The sequence below is a fragment of the Mycobacterium sp. 134 genome (assembly GCF_048282715.1).
Lineage (GTDB): Bacteria > Actinomycetota > Actinomycetes > Mycobacteriales > Mycobacteriaceae > Mycobacterium > Mycobacterium septicum.
In genome coordinates this window covers 5,663,636-5,689,315 of sequence record NZ_JBLVUN010000008.1, presented here as the reverse complement: position 1 = coordinate 5,689,315, position 25,680 = coordinate 5,663,636, and the positions used below count along the sequence as shown (strand labels likewise).

The following is a 25,680-nucleotide window of genomic DNA, read 5'->3' as shown; positions in this document are numbered from 1 at the left end:
CGATATCTGCGCTCGTACGTCCACACTTGTCTCAGTCACGTGCACCCCCGCGGAGGTAGTTGCGGCTCGGCTCAGGCGATTTGGTCGGCGGGCCGACTACGGACTCGGGACCTCGTTGCGCGGCGACGGCGATGTTGTTGAGCATGCCGGTGAAGATGATGCCGTGGAAGGGCAGGAGTGCATTCCAATAGAGCCTTCCGGCAAGACCTTTCGGGAAGAAGATCGCACGCTGGTGCAGGCGGGTCCGGTCTGCGCCGCGCGACTCGAGTCGCCATTCGAGCCAGGCGCCGCCGGGGGTGCGCATTTCGGCCCGCAGCCTCAGCAGGACCGGTCGCTGGATTCTCTCGACTCGCCAGAAGTCCAGGGCGTCCCCGGTGTGCAGGGTGTGGGGGTGGCGGCGGCCACGCGTCAGGCCGACACCGCCGGTGAGACGGTCCAGCCAGCCGCGAATCGTCCAGGCAAGCGGAAACGAGTACCACCCGTTCTCACCGCCGACACCTTCGACGACCCGCCACACCTGCTCAACTGTCGCGTCGCAGTCGATGCTGCGGTCATCGGTGTAGATGGCGTCACCGGCCCAACTGGGATCAGACGGCAGTGGGTCGGAGGGTGCGCCAGTGGGAGATGCATTGGCCCAGGTCGTTTCGACTTCACCGTTCTTGATGCGACGTAGTGCGAGTGCGACGGCATCCCGATATCGGGTCAGTCCTCCGGGTGGTGGCGCGATGATCGAGTCGATGTCGTGCTCGGTGGCGACGGCGTCGGTGCTCAGGGATTCAATGAGGGCGCGACCGATCCGCGGCGGGACGGGGGTCACCAATCCGATCCACAGTCCGGCGAGTTTCGGGGTGAGAACGGGGAGTACGAGAATGCGGCGACGGGCCAGGCCGGCTACATCGGCGTAGATCTGCATCATCTCGCCGTAGCGCAAGACGTCGGGGCCACCGATGTCGTAGGTGCGGCTGCGCGGCAGCTCGGCGGTGGCGGCCTCGAGCAGGTAGTACAGCACATCGCGTACCGCGATCGGCTGGATTCGGTTGTTGACCCATCGCGGCGTGGTCATCACCGGTAGCCGATTGGTCAGGTGCCGGATCATCTCGAACGACGCCGATCCGGAACCGATCACCACCCCGGCTTGTAGTACGAGAGCCGGGATACCGGAGTTCAGCAGGATTTCTCCGACCTGGCTGCGGGAGCGCAAATGCGTCGAGAGCCGGTCGGATTCCGGATGCAGGCCGCCGAGGTAGATGATGCGTCGCACACCGGCCCGGCGTGCGGCACCAACGAGGTTTTCTGCGCTGCGGCGCTCGGATTCGATGAAATCTCCGCGGGTGTTCATCGAGTGCACGAGGTAGTAGACGACGTCGATGTCGCGACAGGCGGCAACGAGCGTTTCCTGGTCGGTGAGGTCGGCGCGGACGACTTCCACATCCGCCGCCCACGGCACATCGCTGATCTTGTCGGGATCGCGGGCCATCGCCCGCACCCGGTGCCCGGCTTTGACCAGCTGCGGGGCGAGGCGACCGCCGATGTAGCCGGTGGAGCCCGTGACCAGCACCCGCAACACCGTTCCCACTACGCCTCCCGGAATCGAAGCTTTCTTTCCGGTGATTCGTAGCTACTCGGCCGGCGGATGGGCCACGATCAAAACTCAGTTTCGCGGGCAACGCCGCGGCGGGCCATCACCTATCGGGCACATGCGCACCGATCTGATCTAGGCAGCTCTGTCGTATCGCATCAGACCCGCTTCAACAGCACCGCCTGTTCGACCGGCACGCGTTCGAAGACCCGCCGCACCCGACCCTTCACATGCTCGGCCGCCTGGGCTTTGGACACCACCTGCGGGTCGGTGAGCTGGATGGTCTTGCCGTGCCGGCGCATCTGCGCGCCGCCGGCGGCGGTGATGTTCTTGAGCCAGTCGCGGTTGGGGCCGTAGGTGAGCAGGATCGCAACGCCCCCGTCGGTGGGGAAAACTGACAGAGGCGTGCGGTAGCGGGCGCCCGATTTTCGCCCGACGTGTTCGAGGATGCCGTACAGCGGAGCCCATCCGGCCCAGAGCTTCTGGATGGGGTTGGTGACGTACCGGTTGAGCCGGGCCAGCCATTGCGGGAGTTGCATGGCCCATTCAATCCCGGCCGCGAAGGCGCTCACAACCTACTACGGTCGGATTTCCCTGGCCCGCCGGAGCAACAGCGTGTGCTCGACACCCGCCCGCGCCATCAGTTGGCGCCACGGCGTCCTCAGATGTGGCAGCGCCTCGGGAGTGGGCACGATTCGGGGCTGATCGACGGCGAAGGTCCGCCCTTCGAACTTCACTCGGCCGCCGCCCGCGCGCTGCAGGTTCTTCACCCAATCCCGTTGTCGTCCGTACGGCAACAGCACGGCCACTCCGTCTTCGGTGCTGAACACCGTCACCGGTGTGCGGTAGATCGTGCCGCTGCGTCGCCCGGTGTGCTCGACGATCGACCAGATCGGCAGGTAGCCCGACACGGGCCGGAAGATCCGGTTGGTGACCCGTCGGTTGAACCGAGCACGCCGTTCTGAGAATCGCACCATCGCTTCATCTTGCCGCGCCGGGTCGGATGAGCCGAGACTGAAGGCATGGCCTATCTCAAACCCCCGTGGTTCGTTCGTGCAGTGTTCAACCGGATCGCGATGGCCACCGGGATCGGCCATAGCGAGACCCTGACCGTCACCACCCGGGTCAGCAAACAGCCACAGCAGATCCCCGTCGTGGTTCCCGTGGTCGACGGCGTCAAGTACCTCGTCTCCACCCGTGGTGAATCGGCATGGGTGCGCAACGTCCGGGCCAACCCCCGGGTGACGCTGGGCAAGTCCAGCTACCTGGCGGCCGAGGTGCCGGTGGAGCAGCGGGCGCCGATCATCGCGGCCTACCGCCCGCTGGCCGGCAAGGTGGTGGAGGGTTACTTCCGCGACCTGCCCGATGACGCGGATCACCCGGTTTTCGCGCTGACGCCTGCTGGGTGACCGCGACCACTACACCCTGTAGTTGACGCATTTGCACCGGCTGGGACACTGGTGGCCATGCGTGTTGATCAACCGCAGACTCAGCGATCGGCCCAGCTGTTCGCCGATGCCTGCGCAGTTATCCCCGGTGGAGTGAACTCCCCGGTGCGTGCCTTCAACTCGGTCGGCGGCACTCCCAGGTTCATCACGTCGGCCAAGGGTTACTGGCTGACCGATGCCGATGACAACCGCTACGTCGATCTGGTCTGCTCGTGGGGCCCGATGCTGCTCGGCCACGCACACCCCGCGGTTGTGGAGGCAGTGCAGAAGGCGGCGGTCGACGGGCTGAGCTTCGGCGCCCCGACCCCGTCGGAGACCGAACTGGCCGCCGAGATCATCGACCGGGTCGCCCCCGTCGAGCGACTGCGTCTGGTCAACTCGGGCACCGAGGCCACCATGAGCGCGATCCGGCTGGCGCGCGGCTACACCGGCCGCGCCAAGATCATCAAGTTCTCCGGCTGCTATCACGGCCACTCCGACGCGCTGCTGGCCGACGCCGGCTCCGGTGTCGCGACCCTGGGTCTGCCGTCCTCACCCGGCGTCACCGGAGCGGCGGCCGCCGACACCATCGTGCTGCCGTACAACAACGTCGCCGCGGTGGAGGAGATCTTCGGCCGGTTCGGCGACGAGATCGCCTGTGTCATCAGCGAAGCCAGCCCGGGCAACATGGGTACCGTCGCCCCGCTGCCCGGTTTCAACGCGGCGTTGCGCCGGATCACCGCGGCCCACGGTGCGCTGCTGATCCTCGACGAGGTCATGACGGGCTTCCGCGTGAGCCGGGCCGGCTGGTACGGGCTCGATCCCGTCGCCGCCGACCTTTTCACCTTCGGGAAGGTGATGAGCGGCGGCCTGCCGGCCGCGGCCTTCGGCGGCAGTGCCGAGGTGATGGGGCGGCTGGCCCCGCTGGGGCCGGTCTATCAGGCCGGGACCCTCTCCGGTAACCCGGTGGCGATGGCCGCCGGGCTGGCCACGTTGCGCAACGCCGACGACGCCGCCTACGCCCGGCTGGATGCCAATGCCGACCGGTTGGCCGGCCTGCTCGCCGGTGCGCTCACCGACGCCGGCGTGGCCCACCGCGTGCAGCGCGCGGGCAACATGCTCAGCGTGTTCTTCACCGACGAGCAGGTCGACGACTTCGCCGCGGCCAAGGCCACCGAAACCTGGCGCTTCCCGCCGTTCTTCCACGCGCTGCTCGAGGCCGGGGTGTACCCGCCGTGCAGTGCCTTCGAAACCTGGTTCGTCTCAGCGGCTTTGGATGACGAGGCGTTCTCCCGCATCGCCGACGCGCTACCCGGTGCGGCGCGTGCCGCCGCGGAGGCCAAGCAGTGACGACCAGAACGACCGTGCACGTGATGCGGCACGGCGAGGTGTTCAATCCGGAGAAGGTGCTCTACGGCCGGTTGCCCGGCTACCACTTGTCCGACCGCGGGCGGGCCCAGGCGCAGGCTGCTGCCGACTGGCTGGCGAGCAAGGACGTCGTCTACGTGGTGGCCTCACCGTTGGAGCGGGCTCAGGAAACGGCAACCCCGATAGCCGAAAGCCACGGGCTGCCGATCGCCACGGACGGCGATCTGATCGAGTCATGGAACATGTTCGAGGGGGAGCGGGTGGCCCCCGGCGACGGTGCGCTCCGCGACCCGAGGAACTGGCCGCGGCTGCGCAACCCGATGAAACCGTCCTGGGGTGAGCCCTACGCCGAGATAGCGCCGCGGATGATGGCGGCCATGCACCGCGCCCGGGAGAAGGCGGCCGGGCACGAGGCGGTGTGCGTCAGCCACCAGCTTCCGGTCGAGACGCTCCGCAGGGCCATGACCGGACGCAAGCTGGCGCACCTGCCGTTGCCGCACAGCCGGCTGTGCAACCTTTCTTCGATCACGTCGTTCACCTTCGACGACGACAAGCTGATCCGGTGGGGCTACACGGAGCCCTGGGGAATCTGAATGAGGTCGTCTCTCGCCCGGATGAGTGCGGCGGTGCTGGCAGGACTGGTGCTGCTCACCGGATGCTCGACGGGTGACGACGCGGTGGCCCAGGGTGGAACCTTCGAGTTCGTCGCACCCGGCGGCAAGACCGACATCTTCTACGACCCGCCCGAAAAGCGCGGTACACCAGGCAAATTGAGCGGTCCCGACCTCGCTGACCCGAGCAAGACCATCTCGCTGGAAGATTTCGCCGGCAAGGTCGTGGTGATCAACGTGTGGGGCCAGTGGTGTGGGCCGTGCCGGGCCGAGATCGGTCAGTTGCAGAAGGTGTACGAAGCGACCCGTCGCGACGGCGTCCAGTTCCTCGGCATCGACGTGCGGGACAACAACCGTGATGCCGCAGTCGATTTCGTCACCGACCGCAACGTCACCTTCCCGTCCATCTACGACCCGGCGATGCGGACGATGATCGCGTTCGGCGGGAAGTACCCGACCACGGTGATCCCGTCGACCGTGGTGCTGGACCGTCAGCACCGGGTGGCCGCGGTGTTCCTGCGCGAGCTGCTGGCCGAGGATCTGCAACCGGTCGTGGAGCGGTTGGCGGCCGAACCGGGACCGCAGAAATGACCGGGTTCGCCGAGATCGCCGCGGCCGGGCCGGTGCTGCTGGCGCTGGGGATCAGTGTGCTGGCCGGGCTGGTGTCGTTCGCCTCGCCGTGCGTGGTGCCGCTGGTGCCGGGCTATCTGTCCTATCTGGCCGCCGTCGTCGGGGTCCAGGAGGCCCCGGTGGCCGCCGAGGCCGGATTGACCAAGCAGGCGACCCGGACCGCGCGGCTGCGGGTGGCCGGTGCGGCCGCGCTGTTCGTCGCGGGTTTCACCGTGGTGTTTCTGCTCGGTGCGGTCGCGGTGTTGGGGATGACCACCACTTTGATCGCCAATCAGGTTCTGCTGCAACGTATCGGCGGCGTCGTGACGATCGTGATGGGCCTGGTGTTCGTCGGCTTCATCCCGGCGTTGCAACGCCAGGCCCGGTTCGCGCCCCGGCAGTGGTCCACGATGGCCGGCGCCCCATTGCTGGGGGCGGTGTTCGCGCTGGGCTGGACGCCGTGCCTGGGCCCGACGCTGACCGGGGTGATCGCGGTGGCCTCGGCCACCGACGGCGCCACTGTGGCTCGCGGGGTGGTGCTGGTGCTGGCCTACTGCCTTGGCCTGGGCATCCCGTTCGTGCTGCTGGCACTGGGTTCGGCGCGGGCGGTGACCGGGCTGGGCTGGTTGCGCCGGCACACCCGGACCATCCAGATTCTTGGCGGTGTGCTGCTGATCCTGGTGGGCACCGCACTGGTGACGGGTCTGTGGAACGACTTCGTGTCGTGGGTGCGCGACGCGTTCGTCAGTGATGTGAGGCTGCCGATATGACGGTCACCCCCGACTCGCGAGCAGACGCGGAGGTACCCGAGAATCGCCGCCCCGGGGTACTTCGGCGTCTGCTCGCGCTGGTTCGGAACACCTGGCGGACCCTGACCTCGATGGGCACCGCGCTGGTGCTGCTGTTCCTGCTGGCGCTCGGCGCGATCCCGGGTGCGTTGCTTCCGCAACGCAGCCTCAACGAGTCCAAGGTCGACGAGTACCTGGCCGCCCATTCCACTCTCGGGCCGTGGCTGGACCGCCTGCAGGCCTTCGACGTGTTCTCCAGCTTCTGGTTCACCGCCATCTACGTGCTGCTGTTCATCTCGCTGGTGGGCTGCCTGACACCCCGGATGATCGAGCATTTCCGCAACCTGCGAGCGGTGCCGGTGCCGGCACCGCGCAATCTGGGCCGGCTGCCCAAACACCATGCCGAGCAGGTGAGCGGCGACGCCGACGAGATCGCCCAGACCGTGACGCGGCGGCTCAAGGGCTGGCGCAAGGTCACCCGGCAGACCGACTCCGAGATCACTGAAATTTCAGCGGAGAAGGGCTACCTGCGAGAGTTCGGCAACATCGTCTTCCACTTCTCGCTGCTCGGTCTGCTGGCGGCGGTGGCCGCGGGCAAGCTGTTCGGGTACGAGGGCAACGTCATCGTCATCGCCGACGGCGGCCCCGGATTCTGCACCGCCTCGCCGGCGGCCTTCGACTCGTTCCGGGCCGGCAACACCGTCGACGGCACCTCACTGAGCCCGATCTGTCTGCGGGTCAACGACTTCGACGCGCACTACCTGCCCACCGGGCAGGCGTTGTCGTTCGCCGCCGACATCGACTACCAGTCCGGTGACGATCTGGCCGCCGACACGTGGCGGTCCTACCGCCTTGAGGTCAACCACCCGCTGCGCATCGGCGGCGACCGCGTGTACCTGCAGGGACACGGCTATGCGCCGTCGTTCACGGTGACCTTCCCCGACGGTCAGCAACGTAGCCAGACCATCCAGTGGCGACCGGAAGAACAGCTGACGCTGCTGTCCTCGGGTGTCGTCCGTATCGACCCGCCCGCAGGCACGTATCCCGACGCCGACGAGCGCCGCAAGCACCAGATCGCGATCCAGGGCCTGTTCGCACCCACCAAGCAACTCGAAGGCACGCTGCTGTCGTCGAGCTTCCCGGCACTCAACGACCCGGCCGTCGCCATCGACATCTACCGCGGTGACACCGGCCTGGACACCGGCCGGCCGCAGTCGTTGTTCTCCCTCGATCCCCGGTTGATCGATCGCAAGCAGCTGACCAAGGTAGCTCGCGTCAACCTGGTCGAAGGTCAGGACACCCGGCTCGATGACGGCACCAAGGTCCGGTTCGACGGCGCGGTGCCGTTCGTCAACCTGCAGGTCTCCCACGATCCGGCCCAGGTCTGGGTGCTGGTGTTCGCGATGTCGATGATGGCCGGGTTGCTGGTGTCGTTGGTGGTGAGGCGGCGCCGGATCTGGGTTCGGATCCAACCCGCGACTGCGGGTACGGTGAACGTCGAGCTGGGCGGGCTGGCCCGTACCGACAACTCCGGTTGGGGCGATGAGTTCGAAAAGCTGACCGCGCGGCTGTTGGAGGGGTACGACGACGCGCCGGCGGTAGAAGAGAAGGCGGAGCAGTGAATACCGAGCACATCGACATCGGACTGGCCAGGTACTCCGACTGGGCGTTCACGTCGTCGGTGGTGGTGCTCGTCGGCGCGCTGATCCTGCTCGCCGTCGAATTGGCCTACAGCCGCGGACGTCGGGTCGATGAGCGCTCGCGCGAAGAGCAAATGGCTGGAGCGAGCGTCCTCATCGGTGCCACCGTCGGCGCCGACAGCGTCACCCCCGGCGTCGTCGCCGAGGAACCCCGGCGGCCGTTCGACGAGCGGGTCGGCAAGACCGGGCTGGCGCTGACCTACGTCGGCATCGGCATGCTGTTCATCTGCATCGTGTTGCGCGGCCTGGCCACCTCACGGGTGCCGTGGGGCAACATGTACGAGTTCATCAACCTGACCAGTTTCTGCGGTCTGATCGCGGCGGCGGTGGTGTTGCGCAAGCCGCAGTACCGCGCACTGTGGGTGTTCGTGCTGGTTCCGGTACTGATACTGCTGACGGTGTCGGGACGCTGGCTGTACTCCAACGCGGCCCCCGTGATGCCCGCGCTGCAGTCGTACTGGCTGCCCATCCACGTTTCGGTGGTCAGCCTCGGCTCCGGGGTGTTCCTGGTGGCCGGTGTGGCCAGCATCCTGTTCCTGCTGAAGATGTCGCCGCTGGGCGAGCCGGGCCGGGAAGGGACCGTCGCGCGGATCATCGACCGGCTGCCCGACGCGCAGACCCTGGACCGGATTGCCTACCGCACCACGATCTTCGCGTTCCCGATCTTCGGCTTCGGCGTGATCTTCGGTGCCATCTGGGCCGAGGAGGCCTGGGGCCGGTACTGGGGCTGGGACCCCAAGGAGACGGTGTCGTTCATCGCGTGGGTGGTGTACGCGGCGTACCTGCATGCGCGCTCGACCGCGGGTTGGCGGGACCGCAAGGCGGCCTGGATCAACGTCGTGGGTTTCGTCGCGATGGTGTTCAACCTGTTCTTCATCAACCTGGTGACCGTGGGCCTGCATTCGTATGCGGGGGTCGGCTAGGCACCGTCGGGTTGGTGAGTGACCGCGCGCCCTGAAGTTGTGGCGCAGCCGCGGTCCGGTCGGAAGCGTGTGGAAAAGAGGGGAATTCGTGTCCGAGCCAAAGCCTGAGTCAGTGTCGGAGCCGTCCGAGACGCAGGAATCCGCCCCACAGGACAGCAGCGAACCGTCAACAGCCGCCCCGATCGGCGAGCCGACCGAGGTCCGCCCCGCAGCCCCCGCCGCCGATGCACCGCGCTCGGCTTCCCCGGCGCTCGCGCCACCCCGCGTCACCGAGCCTCCGCTCGTGCCGTCGGTGTTCGCTCCGGTGCCCGGCTTCCGCGGTCAGCAGCGATTCAGCAACCCCACCGAGCCCGGTGTTTCCACACCGCTGCCCGCGGAGTGGACCGCACCGACGCCGCCGCAAGGTATCCCGGTGATCACCGCACCGCCGGTGCCCGGCCACTTTCCAGGGCCGGTCGCCGCAAACTTCCCGGGGCAGGCAGCGGGAACCTTCGAGCGGCCCGCCGGTGGGCCTGTCGAGCCTGCCGCCGGAACTATTGCGCCCGCCGCTGGAACTATTGAGCGGCCCGCCGCTGGAACTATTGAGCGGCCCGCCGCTGCCGACTTCGCGACGCCCTACCGGGACCTCTCCACCGCCGCACTGTTGGGTCAACGCAAGAACCCACCCACCTCCGGCTGGCGCAAGGCCCTCTACGTCGCGTCGTTCAAGCAGGTCAACGTCGGTGAGAGCCCCAAGACCACGCACCGCAACAACCTGGTCGGCGAGGTCAGCCAGCCGCTGCAGGGCTGCTACCGGATCGCGTTGATGTCTCTGAAGGGCGGCGTGGGCAAGACCACCATCACCGCGACGCTTGGCGCCACGTTCGCCTCGATCCGCGGAGATCGGGTGGTCGCGGTGGATGCCAACCCCGACCGGGGCACGCTGAGCCAGAAGGTGCCGCTGGAGACGGCTGCAACGGTGCGGCACCTGCTGCGGGACGCCGAAGGCATCGAGCGCTACAGCGACGTGCGGGCCTACACCTCACAGGGGCCGAGCCGGCTTGAGGTGCTGGCCTCCGAGAGCGACCCGGCGGTGTCGGAGGCGTTCAGTTCCGACGACTATCTGCACGCGCTCGAGGTGCTGGAGCGGTTCTACAGTCTGGTGCTCACCGATTGTGGGACGGGGTTGATGCATTCGGCGATGTCGGCGGTGCTGTCCAAGGCCGACGTGCTGGTCGTGATCAGCTCGGGTTCGGTGGACGGGGCCCGCAGTGCGTCGGCCACGCTGGACTGGCTCGACGCCCACGGCCATCAGGATCTGGTGCGCAATTCCATCGCGGTGATCAACGCGGTGCGGCCGCGGTCGGGCAAGGTCGATCTGTCCAAGGTGGTGGACCACTTCTCGCGGCGGTGCCGTGCGGTGCGGCTGGTGCCGTTCGATCCGCATCTGGAGGAAGGCGCCGAGATCAGCCTGGATCGTCTCAAGCCCGGTACCCGTGAGGCGCTGATCGAGCTGGCGGCGGTGGTGGCGTCCGATTTCGCGGGGGCACGCCGGTCGACGAACTCGCGCGCCTGACGCGGGCTAGCTGCGGGGATTGTCGCCGTGCCCGAGCCGGCGCAGGAACTCCGGGTCGTCATCGGGACCGATCACCCGGGTCTTGGATTGACTGCCGGAAACCCGCGCCAGCCGCCAGCCGATGTACACCAGGCTTGCTGCGGCAATGAGCAGGAGTAGATACGCCACTCGAAACCTCCTTTATCCGAATATACGCGCCGTCGGTAGGCTCGGAGCGTGTCAGGAAGTGGTTCGACCTCCCGCATGGTCACCGACGTCGTGGTTTACCTCATTGCCCGGCTTGTGCTGGTCGCTGTGCTGACTGCGGCGATCTACGGTCTGGGGTATCTGGTGACCGGGGATTTCCCGGTCGTGGTGGCGTTGCTGTTCGCGATCGTGATCGCACTGCCGCTGGGGATCTGGTTGTTCCGGCCGCTGCGCGAGCGGGCGACGGCCTCCATCGCGGTGGTGGACGAACGGCGGCGCAAGGATCGCGAGCAGCTGCAGGCGCGGTTGCGCGGCGACGAGCCGCCGAAATCCAAATAGCAGCAAATCTTCACTCCCAGAACGCGATCAGTCTTCTGGGGGATAGCAGGTAACGAGAATTGGGGGTCAGCGCCGTCGTTTCCGGCGCCGCTGTCGGCGAGGCTTGAGTTACTCGAATTGAGTTGGCTGACAAAGGAGTACCGCCACCATGAGTAACTCGATACGTTTGTCGATGCTCTTGACCGCGTCCGCTGCGGCAATCGCGCTGGCACCCATGGCCCAGGCCGACCCCGGTTCACAGACCTGCACCACCTCCGGGGCGACCTCGACGGTGTGCCGATCCGACGGCAATGCGCAGGTCGTCGCGACCCCGCCGGCGGTGGACTACCAGGCCCAGTACCCGTTCTTCGGGCCGTACGGGCTGCTGTTCCATCACTGACAGGTCTGCGGCTGACCGCAATTGAGCGGGATCGAGGCGCGGATGGTGGTCCCGGCTCCGGGTGGACTGGTGACTCTGAGCTGACCGGACAGTGCCTCGGCGCGGTCGGCCAGACCGATCAGTCCGGACCCGGCCCCGGTGACGGCACCACCGACGCCGTCGTCGCGCACCGAGAGGTGGAGGGTGTGGTCGGTGACGGAGGCCGCCACTTCCACGGCCGTGGCCCCGGAATGCTTGGCCGCGTTGGTCAAAGCCTCGGCGAGGACGTAGTACGCGGCCACACCCACCGATTCGGGGATCGGGTCGTTCAGGTCGACCTCGACGTCGACCGGGATCGGTGAGCGGCGGGCCAGGGAGCGGATCGCGGCGCCGAGGCCGCTGCGGGACAGCACGGCCGGATGCATTCCGCGGGAAAGTTCTTGCAGTTCGGTCGACAGTGCCGACAGCCCCGCCACGAGGCTGTCGAGTTGATCGACGAGTTCGGTCTGGTCGGCCGGTATCGATGCCTGGGTGGCCCGCAGCGCCAGGCTCAGTGAGACGACCCGCTGCTGGGCGCCGTCGTGCAGGTCGCGTTCGAACTGCCGCCGGGCCTGGTCGGCGGCGGTCACGATCCGGGCCCGCGAGGCGGTCAGCGCGGCACGGGTTTCGGAGTTGGCGATCGCGGTGGCGACCAGGTCCGCGAAATCGCCGACCCGGGCTTCGGTTCCTGGATCGAAGGCACCCGGCCGCGACGAGCCGACCACCAACAGGCCTCGAACCCGACCGTCGACGGTGATGGGGGCGCCGACGGCCGAGCGGATCCCGATGCCCAGGATGCGCGACGCGGTGACGCCGGTCTCCCTGGCGTAGTCCTCGATGCGGGCCGGTTCGGCGGTCTCGGCGATCGCGGTCAGCAGCGACCCGCTCTCCAGGGGGAATCGTTCGCCGATGCGCAGTTTGGTCGCACCGTGTGGGTCGCGCGAGGCCAGCACCGCCGCGGTCCCGTCGTCCTGATAGAGCAGCAGCCCCACATGGTCCATGCCCAGCCCGCCGGCCAACTCCGCGACTGCCACCGGGTAGACCTCGTCGGGATGCGATCCGCGGGCCACCAGGGTGGCGACGTGGCGCAGCGCCGCCTGCTGTCCCGCCAGCGCCGCGGCATCGGCGGCCCGCAGCCGGGCCTGCCCGACCAGCAGATTGGTCAGCAGCGCGACCGGCAGGAACACCAGGATGGCGGTGATGTCCTGGTCGTGGATCGGCAGCAGAGCGCCGTGGGTCTCCATGTGGAAATGCACGTAGACCACGGCGCTGACCAAGGACGTGGCCACCGCGAGCCACATTCCCCAGCCGGCCGAGACCACCAGGACCCCGAGTAGGAACACCGCGCCGAACGAGCTTTCGGGCGCCGTCCGGCGTAACTGGGTGACGACCAGGGTCTCGGCGGTGATGAAGACGATCGCTACCAGGATTCCGGCGGCCAGCGGCGGCGCCTTCGGCCGCAGCAGCATCCCCAGCAGCCGGGTACGCACCGACCGCCAGGGCCGGTCGGCGAGAGTCGGGACAGCGCGGGCGACAGTCATCTGAACAGTACGAACGCTACGCCGCCAGGGTTCATGCCGAGCATGGGGAGATTTTCCGGCTAGCGGTAATGCAACCGCGATCCGGGGCTGAGACGCTGGGTTCATGACTCGGATGTGGAGGCCCGGTGCGCTGCCTCATCGTCGATGACAGCGCCGGATTCCGCAGCGCCGCAGCCCGGCTGTTGGGCGGCGGTGGGGTCGAGGTCGTCGGCGCGGCGGCCGACGGCGCGCAGGCCCTCAAGATGTGCGACGAACTGCAGCCCGATGTGGTTCTGCTCGATGTGATGCTCGGCGCCGAGAGCGGGTTCGACGTGGCCGAGCAATTGCACCGCAGTTCGCACCGGCCGCTGGTGATCCTCACCTCGACCTACTCCGAGCAGGATCTGGTCGAGGTGATCGCGGCCAGCCCGGCACTGGGCTTCGTGTCGAAACACGCGTTGTCGGTCGACGCGCTCCGCGAGTTGACGGCTACCGCGCTTCCAAATAGGTGATGACGGCGCGAACCCGGCGGTGGTCGTCGCCGGTCTCGGGGAGATTCAGTTTGGTCAGGATGCTGCGGACGTGTTTTTCCACGGTGCCCTCGGTGACCCAGAGCCGGCGGGCGATGCCGGCGTTGGACCGGCCCTCGGCCATCTGCATCAGGACTTCGCGCTCGCGGGCGCTGAGGGCGGCCAGCGGGTCGTCGCGGCGGCGGGCCGAGACCAACTCGGACACCAGCGCCGGGTCGACCACCGAGGCTCCCTTGGCGATCCGTTCCAGGGTCTCGACGAAATCGTTGACGTCGGTCACCCGGGTCTTGAGCAGGTAGCCGATGCCGTGGCCGCTGGCGAGCAGCTCGGTCGCGTGCTCGACGTCGACGTGCGCGGACAGCACCAGGATGCCGGTATCGGGGGACTCGGTACGGATCACCTTCGCGGCGTCCAGGCCCTCGGTGGTGTGGGTGGGTGGCATCCGGATGTCGACCACCGCCAGCTGCGGTGCCTGATCCCGAACCAGGGCAAGTAATTCCGTTGCGTCGGCCGCCTGCCCGACGACGTCGAATCCGGACCGGTCGAGCAGGCTGGCCAAGCCCTCACGCAGAAGCACGTCATCGTCGGCGACGACCACCCGCAGCGCACTCATCACGACCTTGAACGTACCGGTTGGGTCCCAGTTCCGTCGGCGCCGGCGGCGCTACCGGATGAAGGCCGAACCCTTCTCCTGGTCCAGATAGGTTTCGGCCTTGTTCTTGAGGAAGAACAGATACACCAGCAGAGACAGCGCGATGCACACCGTGACGTAGGCGATGAACCACGGCACGAGGTCGCGTTCCTTGAGCGCCTGGTAGATCACCGGCGCGGTCCCGCCGAACATCGAATTCGCCAGGGCGTAGCCGATTCCCACGCCGAGGGCCCGCACGTGTGAGGGGAACAGCTCGGATTTCACCAGGGCGTTGATCGAGGTGTATCCGGTCAGGATCACGTAGGCGACAGCGACCAGCAGGAAGGACATCAGTGGTGAATGTGTCTGGGGCAGATAGGTGAACAGGACGTAGGTGTAGATCACCCCGCCGATGCCGAACCACAGCAGCAGCGGCTTGCGGCCCACCTTGTCACTGATCATCCCGCCGACGGGCTGGATCGCCATCAGGAAGATCAGCCCGATGAGGTTGATCCAGGTGGCGGTCATCGCCTGGTCCTTGTAGGTGGTCTTGACGATCGCCGGGGCGTTGACGCTGTAGGCGTAGAACGCCAGGGTGCCGCCCATGGTGATCAGGAAGCACAGCAGCAGTGGCCTCCAGTACCGGGTGAGCAGTTCGCTCAACGAGCCCGAGCTCTTGTCCTTGCCTTCGCGGACCGCTTCGAGTTGTTCGGCGGACAGCGATTCGTCCATGGTGCGGCGCAGCCAGAACACCACGACCGCGGCCACGCCGCCGATGGCAAAGCCGATGCGCCAACCGAATTCGTGGACCTGCTCGGTGCTGAGGGTGGTGAGGATGATCAGCAGGGTGAACTGGGCCAGTACGTGACCGCCGACCAGTGTCACGTACTGGAACGAGGAGAAGAAGCCACGCCGTTCCCGGGTGGCGGCTTCGGACATGTAGGTCGCCGAGGTGCCGTACTCGCCGCCGGTCGCGAAGCCCTGTACCAGCCGGCACAGGATGAGGATGATCGGCGCTGCGACACCGATGGTTTCGCGCGACGGCACGAGTGCGATCACCAGTGAGCACAGTGCCATCAGCGAGACGCTGAAGGTCAGCGCGGCACGGCGGCCGCGCCGGTCGGCGAATCGGCCGAAGAACCATGAGCCGATCGGGCGGGTGAGGAACGTGACCGCGAAGATCGCGTACACGTAGACCGTCGCGTTCTTGTCGGCCTTGTCGAAGAACTGCGCTTCGAAGTACGTGGCGAACACGGTGTAGACGTAGACGTCGTACCACTCGACGAGGTTGCCCGACGAACCCCGGATGGTGTTCCAGATGGCCCGACGGGTTTCGGCGCGGCCCGACGGTGCGGGCTGATGCGCCTCGGTCGAAATGGTCATGCGCATCCCCCAGGTGGTCGGCGTTGCAGGCCGACGGCCACGTTAGTGCAATACCGCTGGTGCTGTGGGGGGATGAGACCTGCCCGCCGTGCCGCGCCGTGTCAACTTTTCTTGACGCTCGTCAGATGTCAAGTTACCTTGACAGGGTGAGTGATGTCGACGAGCTGATCACCGATGGCGTCAGCAGCTCGGACCCCGCCGTGGGGCTGCGGGCGGTGCGGGCGTTGCAGCGGTTGCAGGAGCGGTTGGAGGCCATTCAGGTGGCGAATGCCCGCGAGCAGGGCTGGAGTTGGCAGGCGATCGCCGATGCCCTCGAGGTCAGCCGTCAGGCCGTGCACCAGAAGCACAATCGGAGGGGATGACATGTTCGAAAAGTTCAGTCGTCATGCGCGCGTTGCCGTGGTTCTGGCCCAGGAGGAGGCCCGCGAACTGGAGGCCAACGACATCCGGCCCGAACACATCCTGGTCGGGGTGCTGCAGAGCTCGGGCCGCGAATTATCGGCCCTGCTGGCGGGATTCGGCTTGACCTCGGATGCGGTTCGCGCTGAGTTGGTGGCAGCCGACGCGCCTGCGGATGAAGCGTTCGACGGCGATGCCGAGGCGCTGCGGTCGATCGGAATCGACCTCCGGGCGGTACGCGTCAACGTGGACCGCACCTTCGGCGACGGCGCGTTCGACAACGCGTTGCGCAGCACCGGCCGGCGGCGCAGGCGCCGCGGGCACCTTCCCTTTACCAAACCTGCCAAGAAGGTGCTGGAGCTGGCATTGCGGGAATCCTTGGCGCACAAAGACGGCTACATCGGATGTGAGCACATCCTGCTCGGGATCCTTCGCGGGGGAGACGACCGTGCCGTCGGCCTGATCACCGAGCGTGTCGGCGCCGGCGAACTGCGCGACGGGGTCGTCGGACTCCTGGACAACGCGGCCTAGAGGCTTCGCCCGCTAGGCCGCCAGGAACAGGGCCGCGGACACGGCAACCGCCCAGACCAGCATGGTCAGCCCGGTATCGCGCAGAACCGGGATCAGCTGGGCGCCGGTGCTGCCGTTGCGCACCGGCCGCAGTGCCCGCACCGCCGGTACGACCGCGATCAAGCCCACCGCACACCACGGCGTGGCCAGGATCAGCACCAAGGGCAGTACCAGGGCCACCCCGACCAGCAGTTGATACAGCAGCCGGGTGCGCGCATCGCCGAGGCGCACCGCGAGGGTGATCTTCCCGGACTGGCTGTCGGTGGGAATGTCGCGCAGGTTGTTGGCCACCAGTACGGCCGACGACAGCGAGCCCATCGCCACCGCGGCGACCAGGCCGACCCAGTCGACGCGCAGGGCCTGCGTGTACTGCGTGCCCAGCACCGCGACCAGGCCGAAGAAGACGAACACGGCTACCTCGCCCAGGCCGAGGTAGCCGTAGGGCTTCTTGCCGCCGGTGTACAGCCAGGCCCCGGCGATGCACACGGCACCGACCGCGATCAGCCACGGCGCGCTCACCGCCGCCAGCACCAGCCCAGCCACCGCGCCGACCGCCAGGCTCACCAGCGCCGCGGTCAGCACCGCCCGCGGCGAGGCCAGCTTGGAACCCACCAGGCGCAGCGGGCCGGACCGCACGTCGTCGGTGCCGCGGATGCCGTCGGAGTAGTCGTTGGCGTAGTTCACCCCGATGATCAGTGCGAGCGATACGGCCAGCGCCAGCAACGCTTTCCACCACACGGCGGAGCCCACCCAGGCGGCGGCGCCGGTACCGGCGAGCACCGGGGCGACGGCATTGGGCAGGGTGCGGGGACGGGCGCCCTCGATCCATTGCGCGAAACTGGCCACGATGGCCATCGTATGAGCTGACCCGGTGCCATCTCGCGCGGACTCTTACACTGAGCCTCATGAAGGAGCAGCTCAGCAAGACCGAGATCGGCAAGGACGTGCTGCAGGAATCCGTCGAGGCAGTGGCCTCCACGGTCGGGCAGGTCACCTCGATCATCACCACGGCCGTCAAGGACGTCGCGACCGTCATCGGTGGCCTGGCCACCGATGTCTTCGAGATCGCCGACGGCGCCCGCAAGGCCAACGAGGATTTCGACGACTTCGACGACGATCTCGACGCAGCCGTCGACACGGCCGTCGACGAGGGCCCGGCAGACCCCGTCACGAAACCCGACGAGGCCGAATAGCACTGCATGCTCGGCGTCATCGGCGGTAGCGGTTTCTATTCGTTCTTCGGGCCCGGGGCCCGCACCGTCACCGTGGACACCCCCTACGGCGCGCCCAGTGCACCGATCACGGTCGGGGCCGTGGGCGGGCACGAGGTGGCTTTTCTGCCCCGGCACGGGGTCGGCCACGAGTTCTCGCCGCATACGGTCCCGTACCGGGCCAACATGTGGGCGTTGCGCACGTTGGGGGTGCGACGGATCTTCGGCCCGTGCGCGGTGGGCAGTCTGACCGCACAGCTGGGGCCGGGGTCGATCGTGGTGCCGGACCAGTTGGTGGACCGCACCCGCGCGCGGGCCGACACGTACTTCGATTCCGGCGGCATCCATGTCGGTTTCGCCGATCCGTACTGCCCGGCTTTGCGGTCGACCGCGGCCGGGCTGCCCGGGGTGGTCGACGGCGGCACCATGGTGGTGATCCAGGGGCCGCGGTTCTCCACCAGGGCTGAGAGCCGGTGGTTCGCCGATCAGGGTTTCACCCTGGTCAACATGACCGGCTACCCCGAGGCTGTTCTGGCTCGCGAGCTTGAGATGTGTTATGCGGCAATCGCTTTGGTGACCGATCTGGATGCCGGCATCGAGACCGGTTCCGGGGTGACGACGGTGGACGTCTTCGCCGAGTTCGAGCGCAACCTGGTGCCGTTCAAGAAGCTCGTGCACGAGGCCCTGGAAGCTGTCGACACCGAGCGTGCCTGCACACACTGCCTGGCCCACGACGGGGTGAAGCTGCCGTTCGACCTGCCGTGACGGGCTGAGATCGGGCACCCTCTTGACACCCGTCAAGTAGGGGTGCCAATACTGACGGGGTGAAACCCGCGATCTGTGAGCAGTTCGGTATCGACTTTCCGCTCTTCGCCTTCAGCCACTGCCGTGACGTGGTGGCCGCGGTGACCAACGCCGGCGGCTTCGGCGTGCTGGGCGCCACGGCCTACACGCCCGAACAGCTGGACCAGGAGCTGTCCTGGATCGACGAGCAGGTCGGCGGCAAGCCCTACGGGGCCGACATCATCGTGCCGGCGAAGTTCGAAGGTAAGGGCGAGAACCTGTCGCGGGGACAGCTCAGCGACCGCATCCCCGCCGAATACCGCGAGTTCGTCGCGCGACTGCTGGCCGATCACGGCATCGAGCCCGAGGACAGGCAGCGCCTGGGCGGGTCCTCGTTGTCGGGTGACACCGGCCGGGAGTTGTTGGACGTCGCGATGAGCCATCCGATCAAGCTGATCGCGAACGCGCTCGGGGTGCCGCCGGACTACATGATCGAAGCCGGCCGCGAGCGCGGGGTTCCGGTGGCGGCGCTGGTGGGTGCCCGCGAGCACGCCCTCAAACAGGTGCAGGCCGGGGTGGACCTGATCGTCGCGCAGGGGACCGAGGCAGGTGGGCACTGCGGTGAGGTCAGCACACTGGTGCTGGTGCCGGAAGTGCTCGAAACGTTGGAGCAGGCCGGCAGTGACATCCCGGTGCTGGCGGCCGGCGGCATCGTCACCGGCCGGCAGATGGCCGCGGCCGTCGCGATGGGTGCGGCCGGTGCCTGGACGGGCTCGGTGTGGCTGACCACAGAAGAGGCCGAGACCGCACCGCACACCGTGCAGAAGATGCTGGCGGCGACCTCGCGGGACACCGTGCGCTCGACCGGGCGGACCGGCAAGCCGGCCCGCCAGCTCAAGTCGGAGTGGACGGACGCCTGGCAGCCGAACCCCGGTGGCCACCAGACCCTTCCGCTACCACTGCAGAACATGCTGGCCGAGCCGATCATCCGGCGCGTGGATGTGCTTGCCGCCCAGGGGCATCCGGGCGCGCAAGCGCTGGCCACCTACTTCGTCGGGCAGGGCGTGGGTCTGATGAACAAGGTCAAGCCGGCCCGCGAGGTGGTCCGCGAGTTCATCGAGGACTACCTGGCGGCCACCGAGCGGTTGAGCAACTCACTCCCGGACTAGGTTGACGGCCCGCCGTCGCCAATCATGGGTAGGTGCCGACCGCTGGTTGCCATAATGCATACCAGCGTCGACGAAAGGCACACCATGATGACCGGCGGCGGACTTCTGTTCAATCCGAACACATACGACCCGCAGCAGTTCGACCCCGAGACCCGGCGTCAACTCCGGGCGCTGATCGACTGGTTCGAGGCCCGCGGCAAGACGAGGCTGCTCCAGGAGGACCTGGCCGCGGTATGGGTGTCGGACTTCCTGGAATTCATCAAGTCCGAGCGGATCTTCGCAACCTTTCTGACGCCATCGGAGTACGGCGGGGCTGACGGGAACAAGCGGTGGGACACCTCGCGCAATGCCGCGCTGAGCGAGGTCCTCGGCTTCTACGGCCTGGCGTACTGGTACGCCGAGCAGGTCACCATCCTCGGACTCGGGCCGATCTGGCAGAGCACCAACAAGGAAGCGATGCAGCGGGCTGCCGACCAGCTGGAAGCCGGTGGCGTGATGGCGTTCGCGCTCTCTGAGCGTGATCACGGCGCCGACATCTACAACACCGACATGATCCTGACGCCGGCCCAGAACGCAGATGCCGAGGACGGCGTTGTTTTCCATGCGTCGGGGGAGAAGTACTACATCGGCAACGGCAATGTCGCCGGCATGGTTTCGGTGTTCTCCCGTCGTTCCGATGTCGCCGGCGCCGACGGATACGTGTGGTTCGTCGCCGACAGCACGCATGAGAACTATGAGCTGATCGGCAATGTCGTGCACGGTCAGATGTACGTCAGTAATTTCCGGCTCAACGATTACCCGGTGCGCGCGGAGGACATCCTCGATACCGGGCCGGATGCGTTCTCGGCAGCCCTCAACACCGTCAACGTCGGCAAGTTCAACCTGTGCAGCGGTTCGATCGGCATGTGCGAGCACGCCTTCTACGAGTCGATCACCCACGCGAACAATCGCATCCTGTACGGCAACCCGGTCACCGACTTCCCGCACGTGCGCGCCAGCTTCGTGGACGCGTTTGCCCGGTTGATCGCGATGAAGCTGTTCAGCGACCGTGCGATCGACTATTTCCGCAGCGCCGGCCGCGACGACCGACGCTATCTCCTGTTCAATCCGGTGACCAAGTCCAAAGTCACCTCCGAGGGCGAAACGCTCATCACATTGCTGCAGGATGTGCTGGCCGCCAAGAGCTTTGAGAAGAACACCTACTTCAGCGAGGTAGCGCGACTGATCGGCTGCCTACCGCGACTGGAAGGCACCGTGCACGTCAACGTCGCGCAGATCCTGAAGTTCATGCCGAACTACCTGTTCAACCCCGCCGAATATGCCGAGATCGGCACCCGGGACGATCCGACGGACGACGTGTTCTTCTGGGCGCAGGGGCCGGCACGGGGCGCATCCAAGGTGCAGTTCGCCGATTGGAACCCGGTCTACCAACGACATTCGGGGATCCCGAACGTCGCGCGCTTCTATGAGCAGGCGCTGGCGCTCAAAGAGCTGCTGACCACGGCCGCACCGGACGCCGATCAGCAGAGCGACCTGGACTTCGTCCTGGTCGTCGGACATCTGTTCACCCTCGTTGTATACGGCCAGCTGATCCTCGAGCAGGCTGACCTGATCGGCTTGGGCGACGACCTGATCGACCAGATCTTCGATTTCCAGATCCGCGATTTCTCCGGATACGCGATCGCTTTGCACGGCAAGCCGAGTTCTACTCCTGCCCAACAGCAATGGGCGTTATCCGCAGTGCGCAAACCGGTCGTTGACGCGGATCGCTTCGATCGGGTGTGGGAACAGGTGAAGAGCTACGACGGCCGCTACGAGATGCGTGCATAGCCGGCCTCACCGGCAAGGTCCTGTGCCCGTCGTCAGTGCCAGTCCCAGACGGACATGTCGTTGGGCGGGTAGTTCTGGCAGACATCGGTGGTGTTGGCCGCGACGCCCTTGTTGTTGAAGAACAGCTTGGCCCAGTTCGGCCAGCGCCAGGACATGTTCTCGAAGAACGCGTTGGTGGCCGTGTTCTCGGAGTATTGGCGGCGACCGGCGTAGTCCATGGAGAAGAACCAGTGGATCCGGTCCTGGGCGCCCTGCTGATCGGCGACCGGCTTGTTGTTGTAGTCGATCATGTAGCGCTCGTAGTACACCGGCTCGACGTCGCGGGCTGCGGCCATGATCTGTTCGGCCGTGCAGGGGGTCCGCAGGATCCGGTTGGGGATCGGGTAGTCGTCGGTGGCGTCGGCGCTTGCGATGCCGGCGCCGGCCAGGCTGCCGGCGACCGCGCAGGCGGCGACGCCGGTGCGGATCAGGTTACTGACACTCTTGCGGTTCGACATATTGCTCCAAAGTCGTTCAGTGCGCGGCTTGTTCGTAGACGAAGCGCTGATCGGGGCAGTAGTAGTTGATGGCGGTACCCAGGAACTGCCACGACTGAGCGTCGGAGCTGTCCTTGGCCAGTTGCTTCTTCACGAAACCGACCGAGTCCTGGGCATTGTGGTCGACGCCGTTGTGCAATCGCTTGCACATGAGCTTGCCGATCCAGGCGTTGTAGTCCTTCTGCCCGTAGATCCCGAAGGTGTGCAACTCGTTGGCGAATTCCGTGTCCGGATCAGCCTGGGCCGGCGCCGAGAGCGCGAGACTTGTTGCCGCACAGAACGACAGGGCGATCAGCATACGTTTCATCAGACCAGGGCCTCCTCGGGTTCGCGCTGGATGGGTTTCGGCCAGGGCTGCGGCACCGGACGCTGGCGGACGCGTTGCGGCCACCAGAACCAGCGCCCGAGCAGCGTGGCGATGGACGGTGTCATCAGCGATCTGACGACGAGGGTGTCGAACAGCAGGCCCAGGCCGATGGTCGTGCCGACCTGACCGATGACGATCAGGCTGCTGACTGCCATCGAAGCCATGGTGAAGGCGAAGACCAAGCCTGCGGAGGTGACCACGGCACCGGTGCCGACCATGGCCCGGATGATTCCGGTCTTCAGCCCGGCGTGGATCTCCTCCTTTATTCGTGAGACGAGTAGCAGGTTGTAGTCCGCGCCAACGGCCAGCAGGACGATGACCGACATCGGCATCACCATCCAGTGCAATGGGATTCCCACGATGTGCTGCCAGAGCAGTACCGACAGCCCGAAGGCCGAGGCCAGACTCAGCACCACCGTGCCGACGATCACCGCGGAGGCCACCACCGCACGGGTGAGCACCAACATGATGATGAAGATCAGGATCAGTGCCGCCGCGGCGACGATGATCAGGTCGTAGTCGGCGCCCTGTTGCATGTCGTTGTAGGTCGCCGAGCTACCACCGAGGTAGATCTTGGATCCCTCGAGCGGGGTCCCCTTGATGGCGTCGGCCGCTGCGACCTTGAGCGGTGCGATGCGTGCGGTGCCTTCGGGAGTCAGCGGATCACCCTGGTGAATGATGGTGAACCGCACCGCATGTCCGTCGGGCGACATGAACAGCTTGATGCCCCGCTTGAAGTCCTCGGTCTCGAACGCCTCCGGCGGCAGGTAGAACGAATCGTCGTTCTTGGCCGTATCGAACGCTTCGCTCATGGCGGTGGCGGTGTTCTGCATCGCCATCGTCTGGTCCTGTTGGGCCTTCTGCACCTGATACTGGTTGAGCAGCAGCTCTTTCTGGTGCTTCATCGACTGGATCTGCCGCGGCATGGTGGCGACCATCTTCGGCATCAGATCGGCCATGCGCTGCATCTCGGGAACCAGGTCCTGGAAGTCGTCCGACATCGTGTTGATGCCGTCGAGCGCATCGAAGATGGACCGGATGGACCAGCACATCGGGATGTCGAAGCAGTGCGGTTCCCAATAGAGGTAGTTGCGCAGCGGCCGGAACTGGTCGTCGAAGTCCGCGAGGTGGTCCCGGACGTCGTTCATGTCGCCGGACGTCGTCTTCATCTTGTCGGCCATGCGCTGCGACACCGCTGCCAGATCCGTCTGGATCGACATCATCTCGGTCATGGCGTCGATGCTGGTCTGCAGATCGTCGGCCTGGTCGAGCAGATTCTGCAGATTGGTCTGCGCGTAGTCGTTGTTCATCAGCTGGGTCGTGCCGCTCTGGCCCAGCGTGTACGGGATCGTCGAGTGCTTGATCGGATCGCCGTCGGGACGGGTGATGGTCTGCACCTGGGCGATTCCGTGCACGCTCTTGAGGGCCTTGGCGATCTTGTCGATCACCAGGAAATCGGCCGGGTTACGCAGATCGCGGTCGGACTCGATCATCATCAGGTCCGGGTTCATCTTGGCCTGCGAGAAGTGCCGGAACGCGGCGTCGTATCCGACGTTCGTCCCAACGTCCTTGGGCAGGAAGATGCGGTCGTTGTAGGTGGTGTGGTAGCCGGGCAGCGCCAGCAGGCCGATCAATGCTGCGACGATGGCGCACACCAGGATTGCGCCCGGCCAGCGAACCGTGGCGGTGCCCACCCGGTGCCATCCGCGGGACTTCGAAAACCGCTTGGGCTCAAGGATCTTGCCGAATCGGCTCATCACCGAGATGACGGCAGGCCCGAGGGTCAGTGCCATGGCCACGACCATCGTCATTCCGATCGCCAGTGGAATGCCCATGGTCTGGAAGTACGGCAGGCGGGTGAAGTGCAGGCAGAACGTCGCGCCGGCGATGGTCAGACCCGACGCGAGCACGACATGGGCCGTGCCGTGGAACATGTCGTAGTAGGCCGCTTCCTTGTCCTCGCCGGCTCTTCGTGCTTCCTGATATCGGCCGATCAGGAAGATCGCGTAGTCGGTGGCCGCGGCGATGGCCAAGGTCACCAGCATGTTGGTCGCGAACGTCGTGAGACCGAAGAAGTTCTGATAGCCCAGTAACGCGACGAGGCCACGGGCGCCGGACAATTCGAGCACGACCATCACCAGCACGATCAGGGTGGTGATGATCGAGCGGTAGACGCCCAGCAGCATCACCGCGATGACGCCGAAGGTGACGAGCTCGATCAGCTCCATGCTCTCGTCACCGACGATGTTCTGGTCGGTGCTGGAGGCCGCCGATCCGGTGACATACGCCTTGACGCCGTCGGGCGCGGGGCTTTCGGTGGCGATGCGCCGCACCGCCTCCACCGACTCGTTGGCCAGCGTCTCGCCCTGGTCGCCGGCGATGTACACCTGCACGTAGGCGGCCTTGCCGTCGCGGCTCTGCGCGCCCTTGGCGGTCAGGGTGTCGCCCCAGAAGTCCTGCACATGCTGCACGTGCGTGGTGTCCGCGCGCAGGTCACGCACCATCTTGTCGTAGAAGACGTGCGCCTCGAGGCCCAGTGGCTTGTCGCCTTCGAGCACGACCATCACCGAGCTGCTGGTGTCGTACTCCTGGAACTTCTTGCCGACCTCTTTGATGGCGATCATCGACGGTGCGTCGTTGGGGCTCATCGACACCGCGCGCATCTTTCCGACGACCTCGAGCTGAGGGACGACGGTGTTGAGCAGTGCGACGATCACGATCCACGCCAGGATGATCGGCAGGGCGAACGTGCGGATGAGTCGCGGGAGTAGTGGGCGCGGAGGTGCCGCGTGGCGCCCTGTCGCGATGGCGTCGGTCGGGGTGTCGTCCGTCGGGGTGCTCATGCTGCCTTCACAAAGCAAAAGGTTTGGGCGTTCAATCCAGTAGCCGTTCTCTCTTCTTTGACCTCGTCATCGACGGTGACTCGGCAACTGATGCTGTTTCCGTCGCCTTGCGCCAGGATGTTCGGCTGCACCGATGGCAACGTGGTCTGCAGTGTCAAAGTCCATGGCAGCGGCACAGTTCCGGTGCGCTGGGGTTTGCCTTCGAGGTCCATGTAGTTGATGACGGCAGTGCCGCCCGTGCCGAAGATCTCGTACTTCACGAACTTGGGGTTGAAGTCCTCGGCGTTGTCCGACGTGGACTCGGTGATGATGACCGGATGTGCGCCGAAGACCTTGCGGACGTTCATCACGATCAGCACGCCGGCCGCCATGGCGACGACGATCAGTACGGGAAGCCATATCCGGCGGGCTGCCTTCAGCATTGTG

29 protein-coding genes are annotated in these 25,680 nt (G+C 66.5%); 17 read left to right on the top strand and 12 right to left on the bottom strand.

Translation table 11 applies throughout. The features are described from left to right. Window positions 1-31: 31 nt before the first annotated feature. From ACNQVK_RS32095 to ACNQVK_RS32085, 3 genes are all read right to left on the bottom strand, one after another. The gene (locus ACNQVK_RS32095; protein WP_418032732.1) at window positions 32-1,576 is read right to left on the bottom strand and encodes an SDR family oxidoreductase; all 1,545 of its coding nucleotides are present in this window, start codon (window positions 1,574-1,576) and stop codon (window positions 32-34) included. Between the two features lie 161 nt (window positions 1,577-1,737). Continuing rightward, window positions 1,738-2,118, bottom strand: coding sequence for a nitroreductase family deazaflavin-dependent oxidoreductase (locus ACNQVK_RS32090; protein ID WP_418034461.1), 381 nt, complete (start codon window positions 2,116-2,118; stop codon window positions 1,738-1,740). Window positions 2,119-2,157: 39 nt separating this feature from the next. Continuing rightward, window positions 2,158-2,556, bottom strand: coding sequence for a nitroreductase family deazaflavin-dependent oxidoreductase (locus ACNQVK_RS32085; protein WP_418032731.1), 399 nt, complete (start codon window positions 2,554-2,556; stop codon window positions 2,158-2,160). Window positions 2,557-2,601: 45 nt separating this feature from the next. On the opposite strand from ACNQVK_RS32085, the gene ACNQVK_RS32080 reads away from it, so the two are divergent. From ACNQVK_RS32080 to ACNQVK_RS32045, 8 genes are all read left to right on the top strand, one after another. Beyond that, on the top strand, window positions 2,602-2,988 hold the full coding sequence (locus tag ACNQVK_RS32080) for a nitroreductase/quinone reductase family protein (RefSeq protein ID WP_418032730.1): 387 nt from the start codon (window positions 2,602-2,604) through the stop codon (window positions 2,986-2,988). 57 nt (window positions 2,989-3,045) lie between these two features. Beyond that, window positions 3,046-4,356 carry a glutamate-1-semialdehyde 2,1-aminomutase gene (hemL, locus tag ACNQVK_RS32075; RefSeq protein WP_418032729.1) on the top strand — a complete coding sequence of 437 codons (1,311 nt, stop codon included), beginning with the start codon at window positions 3,046-3,048 and terminating at the stop codon, window positions 4,354-4,356. Window positions 4,357-4,379: 23 nt separating this feature from the next. Then, complete coding sequence (locus tag ACNQVK_RS32070; protein WP_418034459.1) at window positions 4,380-4,967, top strand: histidine phosphatase family protein; 588 nt, start codon at window positions 4,380-4,382, stop codon at window positions 4,965-4,967. After that, entirely contained in the window at window positions 4,968-5,576 is a 609-nt protein-coding gene (locus ACNQVK_RS32065; RefSeq protein WP_418032728.1) for a TlpA disulfide reductase family protein, read from the top strand. Beyond that, complete coding sequence (locus ACNQVK_RS32060) at window positions 5,573-6,364, top strand: cytochrome c biogenesis CcdA family protein (RefSeq protein WP_090424368.1); 792 nt, start codon at window positions 5,573-5,575, stop codon at window positions 6,362-6,364. Before ACNQVK_RS32065 ends, ACNQVK_RS32060 begins: the two co-directional genes overlap by 4 nt. Before the next feature lie 110 nt (window positions 6,365-6,474). Further along, complete coding sequence (locus ACNQVK_RS32055; RefSeq protein ID WP_418034457.1) at window positions 6,475-8,004, top strand: cytochrome c biogenesis protein ResB; 1,530 nt, start codon at window positions 6,475-6,477, stop codon at window positions 8,002-8,004. Further along, entirely contained in the window at window positions 8,001-9,005 is a 1,005-nt protein-coding gene (ccsB, locus tag ACNQVK_RS32050; protein WP_418032727.1) for a c-type cytochrome biogenesis protein CcsB, read from the top strand. The genes ACNQVK_RS32055 and ccsB overlap by 4 nt, the downstream gene beginning before the upstream one ends. Before the next feature lie 283 nt (window positions 9,006-9,288). Beyond that, complete coding sequence (locus tag ACNQVK_RS32045; RefSeq protein WP_418034455.1) at window positions 9,289-10,560, top strand: AAA family ATPase; 1,272 nt, start codon at window positions 9,289-9,291, stop codon at window positions 10,558-10,560. A 6-nt stretch (window positions 10,561-10,566) separates the two neighbouring features. On the opposite strand, the gene ACNQVK_RS32040 is transcribed toward ACNQVK_RS32045, so the two are convergent. Beyond that, complete coding sequence (locus ACNQVK_RS32040; RefSeq protein ID WP_418032726.1) at window positions 10,567-10,728, bottom strand: hypothetical protein; 162 nt, start codon at window positions 10,726-10,728, stop codon at window positions 10,567-10,569. 75 nt (window positions 10,729-10,803) lie between these two features. On the opposite strand from ACNQVK_RS32040, the gene ACNQVK_RS32035 reads away from it, so the two are divergent. Further along, complete coding sequence (locus ACNQVK_RS32035; RefSeq protein ID WP_090424372.1) at window positions 10,804-11,085, top strand: DUF4229 domain-containing protein; 282 nt, start codon at window positions 10,804-10,806, stop codon at window positions 11,083-11,085. 148 nt (window positions 11,086-11,233) lie between these two features. Further along, window positions 11,234-11,464 (top strand): hypothetical protein, encoded by a 231-nt coding sequence (locus ACNQVK_RS32030; protein ID WP_418032725.1) that lies wholly within the window; start codon window positions 11,234-11,236, stop codon window positions 11,462-11,464. Here ACNQVK_RS32030 and ACNQVK_RS32025 read toward each other — a convergent pair. Beyond that, entirely contained in the window at window positions 11,458-13,023 is a 1,566-nt protein-coding gene (locus tag ACNQVK_RS32025) for a GAF domain-containing protein (RefSeq protein ID WP_418032724.1), read from the bottom strand. The two genes, ACNQVK_RS32030 and ACNQVK_RS32025, sit on opposite strands and share 7 nt — an antisense overlap. Before the next feature lie 125 nt (window positions 13,024-13,148). Between ACNQVK_RS32025 and ACNQVK_RS32020 the strand changes: the two genes are divergently transcribed. Further along, window positions 13,149-13,514, top strand: a complete 366-nt coding sequence (locus ACNQVK_RS32020) for a LytR/AlgR family response regulator transcription factor (protein ID WP_418032723.1) — start codon at window positions 13,149-13,151, stop codon at window positions 13,512-13,514. On the opposite strand, the gene ACNQVK_RS32015 is transcribed toward ACNQVK_RS32020, so the two are convergent. Together ACNQVK_RS32015 and ACNQVK_RS32010 are read right to left on the bottom strand one after the other, a co-directional pair. Beyond that, window positions 13,492-14,145 (bottom strand): response regulator, encoded by a 654-nt coding sequence (locus ACNQVK_RS32015; protein WP_409551399.1) that lies wholly within the window; start codon window positions 14,143-14,145, stop codon window positions 13,492-13,494. The genes ACNQVK_RS32020 and ACNQVK_RS32015 overlap by 23 nt on opposite strands. Before the next feature lie 51 nt (window positions 14,146-14,196). Continuing rightward, on the bottom strand, window positions 14,197-15,546 hold the full coding sequence (locus ACNQVK_RS32010; protein ID WP_418032722.1) for an MFS transporter: 1,350 nt from the start codon (window positions 15,544-15,546) through the stop codon (window positions 14,197-14,199). A 125-nt stretch (window positions 15,547-15,671) separates the two neighbouring features. Between ACNQVK_RS32010 and ACNQVK_RS32005 the strand changes: the two genes are divergently transcribed. Together ACNQVK_RS32005 and ACNQVK_RS32000 are read left to right on the top strand one after the other, a co-directional pair. Next, on the top strand, window positions 15,672-15,908 hold the full coding sequence (locus tag ACNQVK_RS32005) for a helix-turn-helix domain-containing protein (RefSeq protein WP_090424849.1): 237 nt from the start codon (window positions 15,672-15,674) through the stop codon (window positions 15,906-15,908). A 1-nt stretch (window position 15,909) separates the two neighbouring features. Then, the gene (locus tag ACNQVK_RS32000; protein ID WP_418032721.1) at window positions 15,910-16,476 is read left to right on the top strand and encodes a Clp protease N-terminal domain-containing protein; all 567 of its coding nucleotides are present in this window, start codon (window positions 15,910-15,912) and stop codon (window positions 16,474-16,476) included. A 12-nt stretch (window positions 16,477-16,488) separates the two neighbouring features. Here the strand turns inward: ACNQVK_RS32000 and ACNQVK_RS31995 are convergent, their stop codons facing one another. Beyond that, window positions 16,489-17,361 (bottom strand): 1,4-dihydroxy-2-naphthoate polyprenyltransferase, encoded by an 873-nt coding sequence (locus ACNQVK_RS31995; RefSeq protein WP_418032720.1) that lies wholly within the window; start codon window positions 17,359-17,361, stop codon window positions 16,489-16,491. Window positions 17,362-17,420: 59 nt separating this feature from the next. Here ACNQVK_RS31995 and ACNQVK_RS31990 point away from each other — a divergent pair, with 59 nt between their 5' ends. From ACNQVK_RS31990 to ACNQVK_RS31975, 4 genes are all read left to right on the top strand, one after another. After that, window positions 17,421-17,708 (top strand): hypothetical protein, encoded by a 288-nt coding sequence (locus tag ACNQVK_RS31990; protein ID WP_418032719.1) that lies wholly within the window; start codon window positions 17,421-17,423, stop codon window positions 17,706-17,708. A gap of 6 nt (window positions 17,709-17,714) precedes the next feature. Next, window positions 17,715-18,491, top strand: a complete 777-nt coding sequence (locus tag ACNQVK_RS31985; protein WP_418032718.1) for an S-methyl-5'-thioadenosine phosphorylase — start codon at window positions 17,715-17,717, stop codon at window positions 18,489-18,491. Between the two features lie 59 nt (window positions 18,492-18,550). Continuing rightward, complete coding sequence (locus ACNQVK_RS31980) at window positions 18,551-19,678, top strand: nitronate monooxygenase (RefSeq protein WP_418032717.1); 1,128 nt, start codon at window positions 18,551-18,553, stop codon at window positions 19,676-19,678. Between the two features lie 87 nt (window positions 19,679-19,765). After that, window positions 19,766-21,508, top strand: coding sequence for an acyl-CoA dehydrogenase family protein (locus ACNQVK_RS31975; protein WP_418034453.1), 1,743 nt, complete (start codon window positions 19,766-19,768; stop codon window positions 21,506-21,508). A gap of 32 nt (window positions 21,509-21,540) precedes the next feature. Here ACNQVK_RS31975 and ACNQVK_RS31970 read toward each other — a convergent pair whose 3' ends face one another. The 4 genes from ACNQVK_RS31970 to ACNQVK_RS31955 are packed head-to-tail and all read right to left on the bottom strand — an operon-like array spanning window position 21,541 to window position 25,676. Then, window positions 21,541-22,005 carry a DUF5078 domain-containing protein gene (locus ACNQVK_RS31970; protein WP_418032716.1) on the bottom strand — a complete coding sequence of 155 codons (465 nt, stop codon included), beginning with the start codon at window positions 22,003-22,005 and terminating at the stop codon, window positions 21,541-21,543. Window positions 22,006-22,021: 16 nt separating this feature from the next. Then, entirely contained in the window at window positions 22,022-22,351 is a 330-nt protein-coding gene (locus ACNQVK_RS31965; protein ID WP_409551317.1) for a DUF732 domain-containing protein, read from the bottom strand. Beyond that, window positions 22,351-25,254, bottom strand: coding sequence for an RND family transporter (locus tag ACNQVK_RS31960; RefSeq protein WP_418032715.1), 2,904 nt, complete (start codon window positions 25,252-25,254; stop codon window positions 22,351-22,353). The genes ACNQVK_RS31965 and ACNQVK_RS31960 overlap by 1 nt, the downstream gene beginning before the upstream one ends. Beyond that, window positions 25,251-25,676, bottom strand: a complete 426-nt coding sequence (locus ACNQVK_RS31955) for an MmpS family transport accessory protein (protein ID WP_418032714.1) — start codon at window positions 25,674-25,676, stop codon at window positions 25,251-25,253. Before ACNQVK_RS31955 ends, ACNQVK_RS31960 begins: the two co-directional genes overlap by 4 nt. Window positions 25,677-25,680 lie beyond the last annotated feature (4 nt).

What these genes read in the sequence shown, in the direction of transcription:
- ACNQVK_RS32090 (WP_418034461.1), bottom strand. Translation starts at nt 2,118, where the DNA reads ATGCAACTCCCGCAATGGCTGGCCCGGCTCAACCGGTACGTCACCAAC.
- ACNQVK_RS32085 (WP_418032731.1), bottom strand. Translation starts at nt 2,556, where the DNA reads ATGGTGCGATTCTCAGAACGGCGTGCTCGGTTCAACCGACGGGTCACC.
- ACNQVK_RS32080 (WP_418032730.1), top strand. Translation starts at nt 2,602, where the DNA reads ATGGCCTATCTCAAACCCCCGTGGTTCGTTCGTGCAGTGTTCAACCGG.
- hemL (WP_418032729.1), top strand. Translation starts at nt 3,046, where the DNA reads ATGCGTGTTGATCAACCGCAGACTCAGCGATCGGCCCAGCTGTTCGCC.
- ACNQVK_RS32070 (WP_418034459.1), top strand. Translation starts at nt 4,380, where the DNA reads ATGCGGCACGGCGAGGTGTTCAATCCGGAGAAGGTGCTCTACGGCCGG.
- ACNQVK_RS32065 (WP_418032728.1), top strand. Translation starts at nt 4,968, where the DNA reads ATGAGGTCGTCTCTCGCCCGGATGAGTGCGGCGGTGCTGGCAGGACTG.
- ACNQVK_RS32060 (WP_090424368.1), top strand. Translation starts at nt 5,573, where the DNA reads ATGACCGGGTTCGCCGAGATCGCCGCGGCCGGGCCGGTGCTGCTGGCG.
- ACNQVK_RS32055 (WP_418034457.1), top strand. Translation starts at nt 6,475, where the DNA reads ATGGGCACCGCGCTGGTGCTGCTGTTCCTGCTGGCGCTCGGCGCGATC.
- ACNQVK_RS32035 (WP_090424372.1), top strand. Translation starts at nt 10,804, where the DNA reads ATGGTCACCGACGTCGTGGTTTACCTCATTGCCCGGCTTGTGCTGGTC.
- ACNQVK_RS32030 (WP_418032725.1), top strand. Translation starts at nt 11,234, where the DNA reads ATGAGTAACTCGATACGTTTGTCGATGCTCTTGACCGCGTCCGCTGCG.
- ACNQVK_RS32025 (WP_418032724.1), bottom strand. Translation starts at nt 13,023, where the DNA reads ATGACTGTCGCCCGCGCTGTCCCGACTCTCGCCGACCGGCCCTGGCGG.
- ACNQVK_RS32015 (WP_409551399.1), bottom strand. Translation starts at nt 14,145, where the DNA reads ATGAGTGCGCTGCGGGTGGTCGTCGCCGACGATGACGTGCTTCTGCGT.
- ACNQVK_RS32010 (WP_418032722.1), bottom strand. Translation starts at nt 15,546, where the DNA reads ATGACCATTTCGACCGAGGCGCATCAGCCCGCACCGTCGGGCCGCGCC.
- ACNQVK_RS32005 (WP_090424849.1), top strand. Translation starts at nt 15,672, where the DNA reads ATGTCAAGTTACCTTGACAGGGTGAGTGATGTCGACGAGCTGATCACC.
- ACNQVK_RS32000 (WP_418032721.1), top strand. Translation starts at nt 15,910, where the DNA reads ATGTTCGAAAAGTTCAGTCGTCATGCGCGCGTTGCCGTGGTTCTGGCC.
- ACNQVK_RS31990 (WP_418032719.1), top strand. Translation starts at nt 17,421, where the DNA reads ATGAAGGAGCAGCTCAGCAAGACCGAGATCGGCAAGGACGTGCTGCAG.
- ACNQVK_RS31985 (WP_418032718.1), top strand. Translation starts at nt 17,715, where the DNA reads ATGCTCGGCGTCATCGGCGGTAGCGGTTTCTATTCGTTCTTCGGGCCC.
- ACNQVK_RS31975 (WP_418034453.1), top strand. Translation starts at nt 19,766, where the DNA reads ATGACCGGCGGCGGACTTCTGTTCAATCCGAACACATACGACCCGCAG.
- ACNQVK_RS31970 (WP_418032716.1), bottom strand. Translation starts at nt 22,005, where the DNA reads ATGTCGAACCGCAAGAGTGTCAGTAACCTGATCCGCACCGGCGTCGCC.
- ACNQVK_RS31965 (WP_409551317.1), bottom strand. Translation starts at nt 22,351, where the DNA reads ATGAAACGTATGCTGATCGCCCTGTCGTTCTGTGCGGCAACAAGTCTC.
- ACNQVK_RS31960 (WP_418032715.1), bottom strand. Translation starts at nt 25,254, where the DNA reads ATGAGCACCCCGACGGACGACACCCCGACCGACGCCATCGCGACAGGG.
- ACNQVK_RS31955 (WP_418032714.1), bottom strand. Translation starts at nt 25,676, where the DNA reads ATGCTGAAGGCAGCCCGCCGGATATGGCTTCCCGTACTGATCGTCGTC.